A 14,197-nucleotide genomic window follows, 5' to 3' on the forward strand; every position below is an offset into this window, starting at 1 on the left:
CCCGTTCAGGCTGCTGTGGGTGGGCTGTTCCCGCCGATCGGATGCTGATACGGATCAACCGACATCGGTGGGTAGAACACCGTCTTTCGATCGGGGCCGATCTCCACCCGCCACTCCGTGTGGTGCAGCGTCCGATGGTGATGACCGCACAACAAGATCAGATTGTCGAGATCTGTTGGGCCACCATCGTTCCAGTGAACAATATGATGGGCATCGCACCACCCCGACGGAGTCCCGCACCCCGGAAACGCACACCCGCCATCACGAACCGCCAACGCCCGCCGCTGCGGCACCGTCGCCGTTCTCGCTTCCTTACCGCAGTCGAGCGGAACACCATTCTCATCCAACAAAATTCGCGTGACCGTGCAATCGCAGGCCAACATCCGTGCGGTATCGATACTGATGGGGCCCACCCAATCCGTCCACGCGAAACCCAGTTCCTCGGTGGACGGCAGGAGGTCTTTCAACGCTTGCAGGTCCGTCATGTCTTTCGCGGACGCGGTAACGGTGATGTGCGGTTTCACCCCGCCCTCGATCGGACCCAACCCCGCCCGCTCGTACCGCCGCAGTAGTTCGCAGAACCCGTCCGCCCGCCGTAGCGCCGGCGTACGGGTGTCCTTGACGCCGTCCTTCTCCGGCGTCGGCGCAGACAGACTCGACAACAACGTGATCAGACGTGCCCCGTTCACCGCATCCAGATCACCCTTCACCGACACGCGCCCGTACAAACCTTTCGAGGCATAGAACTCGTTACGTTCGGAATCCTCACCGACCGGAACCCCGTCCTCACGCTTGCCGTACTGCTTCTCGATCCGCCGGATCGCCGCCCGCACCGCATCACAATCGGCAATGTTCTGCGACGCCAGGCCAAGCAGGATCCCGCGAGCCTTGTCCACATCCGCCAGGGTCATGTTCTTCGGCGGATGCTGACAAAACGACGCCACCTGACGGGCTTTCAACGCATCCACGTCACCGCGATGAAACGCATCGCCCACAACGGGTTCGAGCATCAACAACCGCGCCAACCCGACCAGCAGACTGCACTCACCGATCTCCAGATTCGTCGAACCATGCAACCACTGCGCGATCGCCCGAAAACCCTTCCCACCGAGAACCTCACGGGAAAACATCTCCACGATCAGCAACACCATCCGCGACTGCAACTCGTGCCGGACACGCACCAGATCCAGAACCTCCCCCTTGAGGTCCTCGCCATCCAGTTGCCACGCATCCCGACTGTCCATGCTCAAAGTTTAATCGAACAAAGTTTCGAACACAAGGGATGGTAACCGAAACTAGCTGCTAATCAACAACTTTCGCATTCCAGACGAAACGGGCAGGTTCTTGGGTCGCGGGAGTTGCCGCAACTCCGCCACCGATAAAGGGCCGGACAAGATCCAGCGGCAAGGGGAAGACAACGGTGGAGTTGTTCTCACTACCGATCTCGTGAAGCGTCTGTAGATAACGCAACTGCAGGGTGGTCGGATTGCGGCTGATCACCTCGGCCGCCTCGGCGAGCTTGGCCGAAGCCTGAAACTCGGCGTCGGCGTTGATGATCTTGGCTCGCCGCTCTCGTTCGGCCTCTGCTTGCCTGGCGATGGCGCGCTGCATGTTGGCCGGAATCTCGACGTCCTTGATCTCGACGGTCGTGACCTTGACTCCCCACGGCTCGGTCTGCTGATCGATTACCTTCTGCAAGTCCTCGTTGAGCCGTTCACGTTCGGAGAGCAGCGAGTCCAACTCAGCTTTACCGAGAATGGAGCGCAGTGTGGTCTGGGCGATCTGTGAGGTGGCGGCCAGAAAATCCTCGACCTCGACTATCGAACGGTCAGCGTCGACGACCCGAAAGTACGTGACGGCGGTGACCTTCACGGGGACGTTGTCGCGAGTGATCACTTCTTGGACCGGTATCTTCAGCGTGACGGTTCGCAGACTGACCCGCTCCATGCGATCGATCGCCGGCACCAGAATCACCAGACCAGGACCCTTCAAGGTGATCAGTCGACCGAGGCGGAACACCACCGCGCGCTCGTACTCGCGCAGAACTCTCACCGACATGCCCACAAGGACTGCAATCAGCACGACAAACACGGACAACACGACAAGCACGGTGGTCATAGCGGCAGCTCCCACGGTTCACGACGGCGCACTTTCAGAGTCAGGCCTCGAACCTGCTCTACGACGACGGATTCACCCACGGCAGGCACAGAATCGTCGTACCCGAATTCCATTCGAGCACGCCATAATCCGCCGTCGAGCTCGACCTGACCCTGCGCACCGGTCCAACTGCGAACGGTCGCGTCCGAGCCGACAAGAGATTCCGTCCCCGTACGCACGGGAGCGCGGCGCGCGGTAAGCGCTTTTCGACTCGCTACCGCCACCACGCCCAGGCCGACTACCGCGACCCCCGCCGTCACCGGGATCGCGATCAATTGCCCGATACCGTCGGACGTGAAGAGCATCCACACGCCGGCACCGATCATGAGTGCTCCAAGCGCACCGAGCACCCCCGCGGTTGGGGCATGCGCCTCGACCACAATCAACAGGACGCCCAGCAACAGGGCAACGACACCGATCGTCGTCATCACTCGTCTCCACGCTCGCGAGGACGCGGTCACGTCGCGTAGCCATTGTGCGATCGCGCCCTCGGCTTCAACGGTAATCACGTTCGGCCGGATCTGCCACAAGCGCTTTCACATCACGTCAGAGAAGGACCTCACCGATCTGTCGTGCAGTCACCTTGGCAAGGTCGGCGAGAAACGGAATCCGTTCGTCGATCATCAGCTCGACCGGACCACGAAGCCCGAGAGCGTAACGCACAGTGCCGGATCCATCGATGATCGGAATTCCGATCGTTCGGAAATCCGGGGTCAACTCCTCGTCGTTGAATCCGTATCCTCGCTCACGAGTCAGTTCCAGTTCCCGGCGGATACCGGCAACATCGGTGATCGCACGCTGAGTGGTCGCTTCACGTGGCAGCGCAGCCAGCTCGGAATCGTCGACATCGGACCAAGCCAGAAAGGCTTTCCCCAGTGCGCTCGCATGCAAGGGAAGGCGGACACCCTGCAGCACGTGCCCGTCGGCCTCGCGCCACCGACTGAATCCGAGCAACACCACCTCACTTCCGCTTCGCACTGCCAGGGAGGCGGATGCTCCTGTCGTCGCGGCCAATTGCTCCAAATAGGGCTCGGACAGATAGATCCGATGCTGCCGGTAGGAGACCTGTCCGTAAGCCGCCAGCGCCGCGCCGATGCGATACCGACTGGTTGCGTCGTCCTTCTCGAGAAATCCCGCGTCGACGAGCGACTGCAGCAATCGATGCGTGGTGCTGACCGCAAGCTCTTGTCGCCGCGCAACTTCCGAGACTCCCAGTTCTTCGCCACTGCGAAAACATGTGAGCATGGTCAGGGCACGGGTTACCGTCTGAACTCCCGCGCCGCGTGCGTCCGTCACGAACGATCCTTTCGCTGTGGCCTGATCGACCTGAGAATCGGACGCTAACACGGACCCAGCAGTCCGGCCATCCTTTCCATCAGATGGAAAGGAACCGAACGTGGACCTGCAAAAGCCCAGATGAACAGACTTCCGATGTTGTCAAGATTTCCAATCTCCAGAAAACAAACGGGGGTAAAACGGACAGGCACCCAATAGCGTCATCGTCGTCAGTTCTGACGATTCAACGCCTGAAGGAGCCACATACATGTCCCGCTTCCGCCGACTGCCACGAGCTGCCGCTGCGCTCGCCATGATCCCGCTGGCCGGGTTGGCGGTGGCGTGTGGGTCTTCCGATTCCGACAGCGCCGCAGGCAATTCCAGCGCAGACTTCACGCTCAAGGTCTTCGATCCCGGAAACTCCGGTGCCATCGCCGTCGGCAAGCGTGACGGAACCTACGACGAGGCTCTGGCACCGCTGGGCGCAAAGATCGAATGGGTCAAGACCACACCGGGATTCAGCTCCAACCTCAAACTCTTCAACAGCGGTGAACTCGACATCCAAACCGGCGCATACAGTCCCGTCGTCGGCGCACTGTCCAAGGACGTGGGTGTCCGCATCTTCGCCACGTCCGACCCGTACAACAAGGACCAGGCCGGCATCATCGCCACTCCGGAGTCCGGCATCAAGACCGTCGCAGATCTGGCCGGCAAGCGCATTGCCGTCAACCCTGCAGGCAAGGGCGAGTACATCGTGCTCAAGGCTCTGACGCAGGCCGGAGTGCCGATCGATTCCGTCGAACGTGTTCCGCTGCAACAGGCTGACGCGGCGTCGGCGTTCTCCACCGGGCAGGTCGACGCGTGGGCATCGTTCCTGATTCCGTATCAGGAGGCCAAGGCCAAGGGCGCGGTCGAGATCGCAACCGAGGCGAGCATCGACTCCGTGGACAGCACCATCATCGCCGGCCGCACCGCAGTACTCGAAGCGCATCCCGAGGTAGTCCAGAAGTTCCTCGAGGTCACCCAGGAACTCACCGCGAAGCAGCAGGCCGACCCGGCAGCATTCGAGAACGTCTTCGAACAGACCGGTCCGCGCGCACTCTCCGGACAGCGACTCGACGACGCGATCACCCTGGGCGGCCAGATCACCAACTTCCGCTACCCGACTGCAGCCGACGCTACCGACCTCGAATCGATCTCCACGTTGTTCGCCGACAACAAGGTGATCCAGCAGCCGATCAAGGGCAGTGACGTGATCTTCGACCTCCAGGGTGCTGTGGCAGGTTCGGCAGCGGCAGCACCCACCACCGAGGGGAAGTGACCCGATGGTGACGCTGACCCGGCCCGCACGAACTGCGTCGCCGTCAGTGGAGCATCCGCAACTCGAAACGCCCCGCTACCGCCGCAATCGCAGCAGGCCCAAGTGGGTCTCGATCCCACTCCGCTTCCTCGTGCCCGCGCTGCTGGTTGCCGGATGGTGGATCGGATCCGCTACCGGACTGATCCGCGAAGAGATCCTGGCCGGACCTCCGGCGGTGTGGACGGCATTCGCCGAGCTGTACCAGTCGGGTCAGTTGGTCGACTTCGGTCTCGCGTCGCTTCAACGTGCCGCACTCGGTGTTTCGGTCGGTGTGATCGTCGGATTGGTGCTCGGGGTTCTGTCCGGTCTCTCCTCGCTCGGCGAAGAACTGATCGACTCGACCATGCAGATCAACCGCGCGGTTCCGTTCCTCGCGCTCGTTCCGTTGTTCATCGCCTGGTTCGGTATCGACGAAACCTTCAAGGTAGTCCTGATCGCCGTCGCGACCGTCGCCCCCATGTACGCGTACACCTACCTGGGAGTGCGCGGAGTCGATCGCAAGATGGTGGAAGCGGCACAGGGTTTCGGCCTGACGGGTTGGCGACTGGTGTTCGGAGCAATTCTTCCGACCGCCCTCCCCGGTGTTCTGATGGGGCTTCGAATCTGCCTGTCGCTCAGCATCACCGGATTGATCGCCGCCGAGCAGGTCGGCACACGTGAGGGCATCGGATATCTGGTCACCCTGGCGCAGGAATACAACCGCACCGACTACATGGTTCTGTGCATCGTCATGTACGCGGCACTGGGACTCATCTTCGACGCAATCGTCAGACTGATCGAGCGGTACTCCATGCCGTGGCGGAGATTGTCGGTGGCGCGATGACGAATACAACCATCGGCTCGCTGCCATCCACCGAAGCACCTCTGCCGCCGTTGGCAGCCCGTGAGCGGACCGGCACCACCGCGGCCGAGCGACGTGCCGGATCACCGGTAGCGGTCTCGCTCACCGGAGTGCGTAAGTCGTTCGGTGACAAGACTGTTCTGGGCGGTATCGACCTCGAGATCACGCGCGGCGAGTTCGTCGTTCTCCTCGGCCCCAGCGGTACCGGCAAGACGACCCTGTTGCGAGTGCTCTCCGGTTTGGAAGCACCGGACAGCGGAGAGGTGCTGGTTCCGCGCGACCGCACGGTTGTCTACCAGGAACCGCGATTGATCCCGTCGAAGCGAGTTCTGGCCAATGTCACAGTCGGACAGAAACGGTCACGTCAGGTCACCGACAATGCACGCAACGCACTCGCCGAGGTCAACCTCGCGGACAAGCACCGCGCCTGGCCGGCCACCCTCTCCGGCGGCGAGGCCCAACGCGTCGCACTGGCGCGCGCTCTGGTTCGCGAACCTGAACTATTACTGCTCGACGAACCGTTCGCAGCCCTCGACGCTTTGACCAGGCTCCAAATGCAAGACTTGGTAGGCGATCTGGTCGCCCGCCACCGTCCGGCAGTACTGCTCGTCACGCACGACGTCGACGAAGCCGTACGACTTGCCGACCGTGTGCTCATCCTCGACAAGGGCGGGTTTGCCGTGGACGTCGACATCGACCTGCCACGCCCCCGCGATCGGAACGATCCCGAATCTCTGCGCTACCGAGCGAGTTTCCTGAAGGAACTCGGCGTCGGTCGCACCTTCCCCGACGGACAGGACAGTCATGACATTGATCGCTGATTCCGCAATCGACACACTCTGGTACACCCGCTGCCCCGTTCCCACCGCCAGCGGCCTCGCCAACAGTCTCGGTTGGCTCGACCGGACGGCAAACGAATCCGGAGTGCGTTTCGGCGTACTGCAAGATGCCGGACCGGAATTGGCAGTGCGCCATTTCGATCACCACCTCTCCGGACTCATTCGCGAAGGCGGCAACGTCCCCGCACTGGCCGCGCGTGCCAGTGGTTCTCCGACGAGGCTCATCGGGCTCACCTGGATCGACGAGGCCCAGGCAATCCTGGTGCGCGGAGACTCCGACATCCGAGAAGCCGGTCTTCTGGCAGGCGCTCGGATCGGCATCCCGGCCTGGGCGGCAGATCAGGCCAGGAGCTTTCCTCGTGCCATGGCCCTGCACGGCTTCGCCTCCGCACTTCGACTCGGCGAGTTGAGTTTTGCCGACGTCACTCTCGTCGAGGTTGCGACGACGGCGGCCCCCGAGGTCCGCACCGCCTCGTCCACCCGCAACACGACGTGGGGCGTCGAATCCCTGCTACGCGGCGACGTCGACGCAATCTACGTCAAGGGCGCCCGAGCCCAGGAAGTTGCCCGCGAACACGGTCTCGCGGTGGCCGTCGATCTCGATTCCACTGCTTCCCTACGTGATCGCGTCAACAACGGCACCCCACGACCGATCACAGTTCATGCCGACCTACTCGAACAACGCCCGGACATCGTCGTGGGTTTCCTCGCCGAGAGCCTAAGAGCGGCGGACTGGGCCGCAGCCAACATCGACGAGGTCCGAGCCGTTCTGCAGACCGAAACACAGTCGGGGCCCGAAGGTGTGGTGGCAGCGTACGGCGAGAACTTCCACACCGGACTGCATTTGAGCCTGTCTGACGAGCGTGTGGACCTGCTCGGCGTGCAGAAACAATTCCTGTATGCGCACGGCTTCCTTGCCGCCGACTTCGACCTGCAGTCCTGGGTGGCGCACGAACCACTGGAACAGGCACGCAACCTCGTTGCGCAGAAGGGCACAGCAGAATGACGGACGTCTACTGGGAGCTACCGTCTCGCGGTGACGGACGCCGGGCGGTGGCCGCACTGAACAGTCGCGGCGGCTTCGGGCCGCAGCGACCGACTACCGTCGCGACCGATGTTCGTCCCGGAAACTTCGGGCCCTTCGACGAATTGGCACAGATCGTTCTCGCCGCCGAACTGTCGGGCGTCGACGGCGTTGTCGCACCGTACGATCCGAATGGCGAAGAATCCTGGATCGTTGCTGCCGCCGCCCTACGTCAGACGCGTCATTCGCGAGTGGTCGTGGAGTTTCACCCCACTTTCGGCACCCCCGTATACGCCGCCAAAATGTCGGCGACACTTCAGCGCCTGTCAGCAGGTCGTCTCGAATGGCGAGTGAAGGTAGAGACGGACCCCGAAGACGCCGCTGCTCGCGGCGACGTGGTTCGAGGAGCCGACCGCTACGCGCGCGCCGCGGAGTTCCTGACCGTCGCCCGTGGCGTATGGAACGAGGAGCAAATTCTCCCTGGCGGATTCGGCGGCACGGGTTACGACTTCGACGGCGAATACTACGACGTACTCGGCGGCGGATTCCGAGGCATCTTGTCGGGACTCCGTTTTCCCCGAGTACATCTGACCGGAGACTCACCGGAAGCTCTGGAACTCTCGGCCCACCATGCCGATGTCCATCAGTTCACCCTTGCCGGCGACGAGTTGTCGACACGGATCACCACCCTCGACGACCGAGCATCCGAACTCGGCAGGACCGTCGAGAAGGTCCTGCGCATCCCGATCATCGCGAGGGAAACAGCGGACGAAGCCTGGGCTCGCGTCGAACGGCAACTGAGAGAAGCCGATTCCGCTGCACTCGAGATCGATCGGGGCGGCATCCTGTGGTCCGGATTCGACCGCATCGGCTACGAGCACAGTATCGGCCTCGTCGGAAGCTACGAGGAGGTGGCGCAGCGATTGTCGTCGTATCGCGATATCGGCGTGGACGGTTTCGTCCTGTCAGGTCGGCCACACATCGAAGAGCTGCACCGGGCGGGCGAGCATCTCCTGCACCTGGTCGATCCCGAGGGTCGGATTCTCAAGGAAGAGAAGGCCACCACAGAAGAGAAGGCCACCGCATGAGCATCGATTTCTATTGGCGGATCGGGATGGAAGGCGACCACGCGTCGCTGCGTACTCCGCGTCGCTACAACCGCGGCGATGCCGGTGGATACGGGCCGGGCAACATTGCTCCCGCGATCCGCGGCGGCGAATTGGACGGATACAGCTACATCGACCACATGGCCGCGGCGGCAAAGGCTTCCGAGTCCGCAGGGTTCCTCGGTGGACTGCTGCCGTCTTTCCCGATGACCGAGGATCCGTGGGCGACCGCAGCAGCGTTGGCCGCCGAGACCACCACCTACCGTTTCATGGTTGCGTTCCAACCAGGGTTCCTGCACCCGGTCCAGGCCGCGCGAATGTCGGCCAGTCTGCAGCGCGCAACCGGCGGACGTCTGGTTTACAACATCATCAGTGGTGGAGGCGGAGCGCCTCAGCTGTGGTGGGGCGACAAAGTCGACCACGACGATCGCTACACCAGGACGTCCGAGTTCCTCGATGTGCTCAAGGGTGTGTGGGACGGCGAACCTTTCGACTTCGACGGTCGCTTCTTCCAAACCCACGGCGCTGCACTGCCACCCGGGCTGGCCGGCCAACCGTTTCCCGAGGTGTACTTCTCCGGATCTTCGGCCGCAGCCGTCGCCGCCGCCGGACTGCACTCCGATTACTACCTTTCCTGGCTGGAACCGTACGCCGATCTGAGAGCCAAGATCGACGGCGTGCGGGAGAACTCGGCCAAGCTGGGACGCACCCCGAAGTTCGCCGTACGCATCGACGTCGTTGCCCGGCACACCGAAGAAGCCGCGTGGGCCGAGATCGAGAAAGGCTGGGCCTTCGTCGACAAGGGGGCCGCCGACCGAGCAGCGCAGGGCGATTCGGTAGGAGCCGCCCGCATCAAAGGCTGGGTACCCGAACACATCACCGGTTACCGGGATCTGGAGGTGCAGCCTAACGTGTGGTGCGGTTTCAGCCTGATCCGCGGAGGCCCGGCGTTCGGACTGGTCGGCAGCTACGAGCAGGTCGCCGAAAGACTCGACGAGCTCCGCGAGCTGGGCGTCGACGCCTTCATCCTCGCCGGCAACCCGCATCTCGAAGAGGCATACCGCGTCGGCGAAGAAGTTCTTCCCCTCCTGCAGCGCACCCCGATCACACCTTCTGGACTGGAGACTCGATGACCACCACCGAAACTCGACTCGACGCCGATACTGCAGCATTCGTCGAGGAAGCACGCAAAGCAGCAGACAAGGCATTCGACGTCTTCCGTAAGACCGGAACGGTTGCAGCCAACGGGACCGTCAACTTCGTCGAACGCGTGCCCGGTACCGAAATCGCAGTCGCCCTGAACGATCCGGGACCGTGGGCGGACGATCCGTCGGTGTCACCGGTGGTCGCCACGTTCGACGGAGAAGTGCTGTCCGGCAACGGATCGGCCGGTTTCGTCACCGGCTACGCGTCCGTCTTCCGTCAGCATCCGGACATCACCAGCGTTGTCCACATCCACACTCCGTGGCTCGGCGGTTGGGCACAGACTCATCGGACGCTCCCCATCCGCTATGCGGCTTCGCAGAGGCTGACGCTCTCCCGAGAGATTCCACCGCACATCGATCGGTCCCGTTCTGCCGGCGATTTCATTCTCGAGCGTCTCGAACACGATCCTGATCTGGTGGCGATCTTCGAAGCCAACGGCGGGGTCAACGTCATCGGCCGCAGCGGGTTGCTCGACCTCGCGAAGTTCGTCGTCCTCCTCGAGGAAGGCGCACAGTTCCAGGCGATCGCCGAATCCCTCGGCGGTTCGGTCGAATTCGATCCGTCCAACCTCGCCGTCCAGTGGGGCCGTAGCGGGCTCGCCGACGAGGCGCGCCGACGCGGCCTCATCTAGCCACCTCCATCACTGATTCAGAACAGGAAACCGTAGATCTCATGACCGTTCGCGTCGGATACTTCCCACACAACAATTCACTGTTCGTTCTGCGCCACACCGGAATCCTCGAACGTCGTCTCCCGGATGTCGAGTGGGTGGACCTGCGCGAGCTTCCCGCCAAGCCCGCAGTCAACCCGGAGAACGCCTTGCCGACCCTGCACTCGGACTGGCTGTTCGAGGAGGGCGGATACGACGTGATCGGAACCGGATTCACCCCGCCCGTCACCGGATTGGCTCAGGGCCGCGATCTCGTCTACATCGGAATTTCCGGCCCCCGCGTGGAGAACGGGCGCCTGGTAGTCAAAGCAGAGTCCGAGATCAACACGGTAGAGGACCTGCGCGGCAAGCGAGTCGGCATCGCGCACGGATCGTGGCAGACCACACTTCTGTTGTTCGCCTTGGATCAGGCGGGGCTGACCTGGTCCGACATCGTCCCCGTCGATACCGACGTGCGCGGTGGTGGAGCGGATCTCGTCGACGGCACCATCGATGCCTGGGTAGGTGCATACCCGGGGCTGACGGACATCGAAGCGAACCACGAGCTGCGCACGCTGATCGCCACCGACGGGCTCTTCAGCCACCCCTCACTGTGGTTCACCCGGCGCGATTTCGCGGAGACCAATCCGGAGGCCCTTCAGGCGATCATCGAGGCTCTGCAGGAATCCGATGCGTGGATCGAAGCCAATCCCCGCGAAGCCGCGCAGATCTTCGTCGACGACGTCGAGAAGCGTGGTGGGTCCGCAAGCCTCGATGCCTGGGAAGCTGCACTGCGCGGACGTCCTTTCGGCGTCAACCCGGTCACCGACGAGTTCCTCGACGAGCAGCAGCGGGCGGCCGATCTCCTGCTGAGCAACGGACTACTGCCGAAGGCGGTCACCGTCCGCGAAGCAGTCGTGCCGTGGATCAGCGAGTTCGTCGGTTCGGATCGTTCGTCGATCTGATGACCCACAGCTGACAGATCAGCTTCACACGTGACAGATACCGGACGGTCTGCCATTGTGAAGAGATGCGGCGGCGCGTGGGTGAGAGTTGGTCCACGCGACCAGTCTCAGGGGTAACCCCTGGGTCGGCCAGAAGAATTGGATACTGCGTCCACCGGCGCTCGGCACGCTCCGCGTGCTTGCCGCCGCTCCGGACAAAGGATTTGGTCACCCCACGCCGCCGCATCTCGGGCTCGATCCATGCGTGACCTCGAGCTCGATCCCGAGTTGGCGCGGCGTCTGGCAGTTGCGGCCGCTGACGCTCCATGGACACTCGGTGGACTCGAGGAGGCGTTCGGAACAGTCCACGGTGTGTCGGCGACATCGCTGGCCGTCCGGGTGCTCGATCTCATGCCCGCTCCACCGTTCGAACCTCAGACTCTGTACCGATTGCTACGCGAACTGCCGCGGCTTCGACCCGTCCCGGTCTCGATGGACACCAACGAATCCTCGGTGTGGCGGTTCGACGTCCCGCGCTACAACACCAGTGCGGACCTGGCGCGTTCACTGGATCTGACGATCTCCGAACTCGAGTGGTTCTCCGACCGTGGGGAGTGGCTGCGCACGAAACCATTGCAACTGCGCCACTACCGGCCGATGCAGATCAGCAAGAAGGCCGGGGCTCGTCTCCTCGAGATACCCAAACCCCGGTTGCGGGAAATCCAGCGCAAAATTCTGCGCCGCATCCTCGACCAGGTGCCCGCGCACGACGCAGCTCATGGGTTTGTTCGCGGACGAAGTCCACTGACTTTTGCAGCGCCGCATGCACAGTCGGAAATCGTGATCGGCGTGGATCTCATGCAATTCTTCCCGTCGATCACCGGAAACCGTGTTCACGCCGTCTTCGCCGCTCTCGGTTACCCACCCGCCGTGGCAGGAGTGCTCACCGGATTGTGCACTGTTGCAACACCTGCCGATACTCTGCGCGGCCTACCGTACGCACAGGCCTCACAGCTACGCACCGCGCATCTGCCACAAGGCGCGCCCACCTCGCCGGCACTGGCGAATCTCGTCGCGCGCACATTCGACATCCGCTCGAGCGCACTCGCACAGGCGAACTGGCTCGCCTACACCCGATACGCCGACGACCTCGCCTTCTCCGGAATCGAAATAGCCGACGTCGGCACCCTCCTCTGGACGATCAATCAGATCGCCCAGGACGAAGGGTTTGACGTCCATCCGCGAAAGATCAAGGTGATGCGCCCTCATCGACGCCAACACCTCACCGGGCTGGTGATCAACGACCAACCGTCGTATCCGCGTGACGACTACGATCGCCTGCGCGCTCTGCTGCACAATGCAGCCAATACTTCCGCGCAGGAACAGAATCGAGCGGGAGTCGAGCACTTCCGCGCCCACATCTACGGCCGGATCGCGCACATCGGCGAAACCAGCACTACGCGCCGACGCACGTTATTGCGGTTGGCCGACCGTGTCGATTGGGGTGCCGAGATTCTCGAGTCGGACTAACCCATGAATCTCAGCGGTTCACGACCAATTCCGCGGCTGAGGCGAGGGGGACTATCGGATACAGCGGCGACTCGTCCTCGGGGACCAGGGCGGTCGGCCCGTAAATCCAGTCGGTGTAGGTGTAGTCCTGTGTTCCGCGGGCTCGCAGCAACAGATTTCGCTGCTGCCGTTCCGCTCCGTCAAGGTGCCACAGCTCGCCCCAGACGCGGGCCGTCGTCAGTACCCGGCGGCAATGCTCAGGGCGAACGGCCTCATAGGCCGCGAGAGCTGCGTCCCAGTCGATCACGCCGTCGGCACTCCGCAGACGAGCAACGTGTTCAGCGAGTACCCAGCCGTCTTCGATCGCCATGATCGCGCCCTGTGCCATGTACTGCAACGGCGGGTGTGCCGCATCTCCGAGCAAAGCGATCCGGCCCGAAACCCACGTCATGATCGGGTCGCGGTCGTACATCCGCCACCACTTGTCACGCCACATGAACGGGATACCTTCGCGCACCTCCGAGCAGGACTCAGCGAATGCCGCGTCGAGTTCATCAGGTGTGCCCCAGTCCTCCTCGCCTGCAATTGCTTTCGGTGACTCGAAGACGGCAACCTGGTTGAGCATCTCACCGCCGCGAAGGCCGTAGTGCACAAAGTGATGCCCCGGCCCGACGTAGACCACGACCTCCGACAGATCGACGGGACGGTCGGCCAAATCCGCCACCGGAACCGTGCCACGGTAAGCGACATAAGCGGACGACACAGGTTCGTCGTCGACCAACAGCTTGCGTGCAACCGAGTGCAAACCGTCAGCGGCGATGACCACACCGGCTTCGTGCACCTCACCACTCGAAAGACACACCTGCGCACCGGCCTCGGAATTCTCGTAGGCAACAGCCTTGGCGTCGGTGACAAGTTCGACTCCGGCACGCTCGCACGCACGCAGGAACAGTCTGTGCAAGTCGCTACGGTGGATGACCAGGTACGGAAACCCGTACCGGCGTTCGAGATCGGTCAGGTCCAGCTTCGTCAGCTCCGACGCGTCGACGGCATCACGCATCACCATCGACGTGGGCACGACGCCAAGGCTTTTAGCCTCGTCCAATAGACCGTACTCGTTCAAGATGCGGGTGCAGTTCGGTGCGAGCTGCAGGCCCGCGCCCACCTCACCGAATTCGGCGGACCGCTCGAGCACTCGCACGGTAAGACCCTGTCGCGTCAGGGCAAATGCTGCACTGAGACCGCCGATGCCGCCACCGACGACAATGACGTCAGGTGTGTTCATGA

Annotated in this window: 14 protein-coding genes; 9 read left to right on the top strand and 5 right to left on the bottom strand. The window is 62.9% G+C overall.

Features of this window, described 5'->3' with window-relative positions:
* Positions 1 to 5: 5 nt before the first annotated feature.
* The 4 genes from KTR60_RS28310 to KTR60_RS28325 all read right to left on the bottom strand — a co-directional run bounded on the left by KTR60_RS28310 (position 6) and on the right by KTR60_RS28325 (position 3,453).
* Positions 6 to 1,244 (bottom strand): HNH endonuclease signature motif containing protein, encoded by a 1,239-nt coding sequence (locus KTR60_RS28310; protein ID WP_228401512.1) that lies wholly within the window; start codon positions 1,242 to 1,244, stop codon positions 6 to 8.
* 58 nt (positions 1,245 to 1,302) lie between these two features.
* Positions 1,303 to 2,118, bottom strand: coding sequence for a slipin family protein (locus tag KTR60_RS28315; RefSeq protein WP_050656912.1), 816 nt, complete (start codon positions 2,116 to 2,118; stop codon positions 1,303 to 1,305).
* Positions 2,115 to 2,585 (bottom strand): NfeD family protein, encoded by a 471-nt coding sequence (locus tag KTR60_RS28320; RefSeq protein WP_007735511.1) that lies wholly within the window; start codon positions 2,583 to 2,585, stop codon positions 2,115 to 2,117. The genes KTR60_RS28315 and KTR60_RS28320 overlap by 4 nt, the downstream gene beginning before the upstream one ends.
* Before the next feature lie 118 nt (positions 2,586 to 2,703).
* The gene (locus KTR60_RS28325; RefSeq protein ID WP_030537941.1) at positions 2,704 to 3,453 is read right to left on the bottom strand and encodes an IclR family transcriptional regulator; all 750 of its coding nucleotides are present in this window, start codon (positions 3,451 to 3,453) and stop codon (positions 2,704 to 2,706) included.
* Between the two features lie 247 nt (positions 3,454 to 3,700).
* Here KTR60_RS28325 and KTR60_RS28330 point away from each other — a divergent pair, with 247 nt between their 5' ends.
* The 9 genes from KTR60_RS28330 (at position 3,701) to KTR60_RS28370 (ending at position 12,931) form a co-directional block, all read left to right on the top strand.
* Entirely contained in the window at positions 3,701 to 4,753 is a 1,053-nt protein-coding gene (locus KTR60_RS28330) for an NrtA/SsuA/CpmA family ABC transporter substrate-binding protein (protein WP_228401513.1), read from the top strand.
* A 4-nt stretch (positions 4,754 to 4,757) separates the two neighbouring features.
* Positions 4,758 to 5,615 carry an ABC transporter permease gene (locus KTR60_RS28335; RefSeq protein ID WP_003946011.1) on the top strand — a complete coding sequence of 286 codons (858 nt, stop codon included), beginning with the start codon at positions 4,758 to 4,760 and terminating at the stop codon, positions 5,613 to 5,615.
* Positions 5,612 to 6,454, top strand: coding sequence for an ABC transporter ATP-binding protein (locus KTR60_RS28340; protein ID WP_007735504.1), 843 nt, complete (start codon positions 5,612 to 5,614; stop codon positions 6,452 to 6,454). Before KTR60_RS28335 ends, KTR60_RS28340 begins: the two co-directional genes overlap by 4 nt.
* Positions 6,438 to 7,478, top strand: coding sequence for an ABC transporter substrate-binding protein (locus KTR60_RS28345; RefSeq protein WP_007735503.1), 1,041 nt, complete (start codon positions 6,438 to 6,440; stop codon positions 7,476 to 7,478). Before KTR60_RS28340 ends, KTR60_RS28345 begins: the two co-directional genes overlap by 17 nt.
* A complete protein-coding gene (locus KTR60_RS28350) occupies positions 7,475 to 8,584 on the top strand; it encodes an LLM class flavin-dependent oxidoreductase (RefSeq protein ID WP_058227753.1) in 1,110 nt (369 codons plus the stop codon). The genes KTR60_RS28345 and KTR60_RS28350 overlap by 4 nt, the downstream gene beginning before the upstream one ends.
* A complete protein-coding gene (locus KTR60_RS28355) occupies positions 8,581 to 9,735 on the top strand; it encodes an LLM class flavin-dependent oxidoreductase (RefSeq protein WP_228401514.1) in 1,155 nt (384 codons plus the stop codon). The genes KTR60_RS28350 and KTR60_RS28355 overlap by 4 nt, the downstream gene beginning before the upstream one ends.
* Entirely contained in the window at positions 9,732 to 10,439 is a 708-nt protein-coding gene (locus tag KTR60_RS28360) for a class II aldolase/adducin family protein (protein WP_219468398.1), read from the top strand. The genes KTR60_RS28355 and KTR60_RS28360 overlap by 4 nt, the downstream gene beginning before the upstream one ends.
* Before the next feature lie 41 nt (positions 10,440 to 10,480).
* Positions 10,481 to 11,422 carry an ABC transporter substrate-binding protein gene (locus KTR60_RS28365; RefSeq protein ID WP_124567282.1) on the top strand — a complete coding sequence of 314 codons (942 nt, stop codon included), beginning with the start codon at positions 10,481 to 10,483 and terminating at the stop codon, positions 11,420 to 11,422.
* A 240-nt stretch (positions 11,423 to 11,662) separates the two neighbouring features.
* Complete coding sequence (locus KTR60_RS28370; RefSeq protein WP_219468396.1) at positions 11,663 to 12,931, top strand: reverse transcriptase family protein; 1,269 nt, start codon at positions 11,663 to 11,665, stop codon at positions 12,929 to 12,931.
* A 10-nt stretch (positions 12,932 to 12,941) separates the two neighbouring features.
* Here the strand turns inward: KTR60_RS28370 and KTR60_RS28375 are convergent, their stop codons facing one another.
* On the bottom strand, positions 12,942 to 14,195 hold the full coding sequence (locus tag KTR60_RS28375; RefSeq protein ID WP_219468393.1) for an FAD-dependent oxidoreductase: 1,254 nt from the start codon (positions 14,193 to 14,195) through the stop codon (positions 12,942 to 12,944).
* Positions 14,196 to 14,197 lie beyond the last annotated feature (2 nt).

It is taken from the genome of Rhodococcus sp. C1, assembly GCF_020809065.1.
GTDB classification, from domain to species: domain Bacteria; phylum Actinomycetota; class Actinomycetes; order Mycobacteriales; family Mycobacteriaceae; genus Rhodococcus_F; species Rhodococcus_F qingshengii.

Excerpts from the sequence above, each read along its gene's own strand:
- KTR60_RS28310 (WP_228401512.1), bottom strand. The coding sequence starts at position 1,244 with ATGGACAGTCGGGATGCGTGGCAACTGGATGGCGAGGACCTCAAGGGG.
- KTR60_RS28315 (WP_050656912.1), bottom strand. The coding sequence starts at position 2,118 with ATGACCACCGTGCTTGTCGTGTTGTCCGTGTTTGTCGTGCTGATTGCA.
- KTR60_RS28320 (WP_007735511.1), bottom strand. The coding sequence starts at position 2,585 with ATGACGACGATCGGTGTCGTTGCCCTGTTGCTGGGCGTCCTGTTGATT.
- KTR60_RS28330 (WP_228401513.1), top strand. The coding sequence starts at position 3,701 with ATGTCCCGCTTCCGCCGACTGCCACGAGCTGCCGCTGCGCTCGCCATG.
- KTR60_RS28335 (WP_003946011.1), top strand. The coding sequence starts at position 4,758 with ATGGTGACGCTGACCCGGCCCGCACGAACTGCGTCGCCGTCAGTGGAG.
- KTR60_RS28340 (WP_007735504.1), top strand. The coding sequence starts at position 5,612 with ATGACGAATACAACCATCGGCTCGCTGCCATCCACCGAAGCACCTCTG.
- KTR60_RS28345 (WP_007735503.1), top strand. The coding sequence starts at position 6,438 with ATGACATTGATCGCTGATTCCGCAATCGACACACTCTGGTACACCCGC.
- KTR60_RS28350 (WP_058227753.1), top strand. The coding sequence starts at position 7,475 with ATGACGGACGTCTACTGGGAGCTACCGTCTCGCGGTGACGGACGCCGG.
- KTR60_RS28355 (WP_228401514.1), top strand. The coding sequence starts at position 8,581 with ATGAGCATCGATTTCTATTGGCGGATCGGGATGGAAGGCGACCACGCG.
- KTR60_RS28360 (WP_219468398.1), top strand. The coding sequence starts at position 9,732 with ATGACCACCACCGAAACTCGACTCGACGCCGATACTGCAGCATTCGTC.
- KTR60_RS28365 (WP_124567282.1), top strand. The coding sequence starts at position 10,481 with ATGACCGTTCGCGTCGGATACTTCCCACACAACAATTCACTGTTCGTT.
- KTR60_RS28370 (WP_219468396.1), top strand. The coding sequence starts at position 11,663 with ATGCGTGACCTCGAGCTCGATCCCGAGTTGGCGCGGCGTCTGGCAGTT.
- KTR60_RS28375 (WP_219468393.1), bottom strand. The coding sequence starts at position 14,195 with ATGAACACACCTGACGTCATTGTCGTCGGTGGCGGCATCGGCGGTCTC.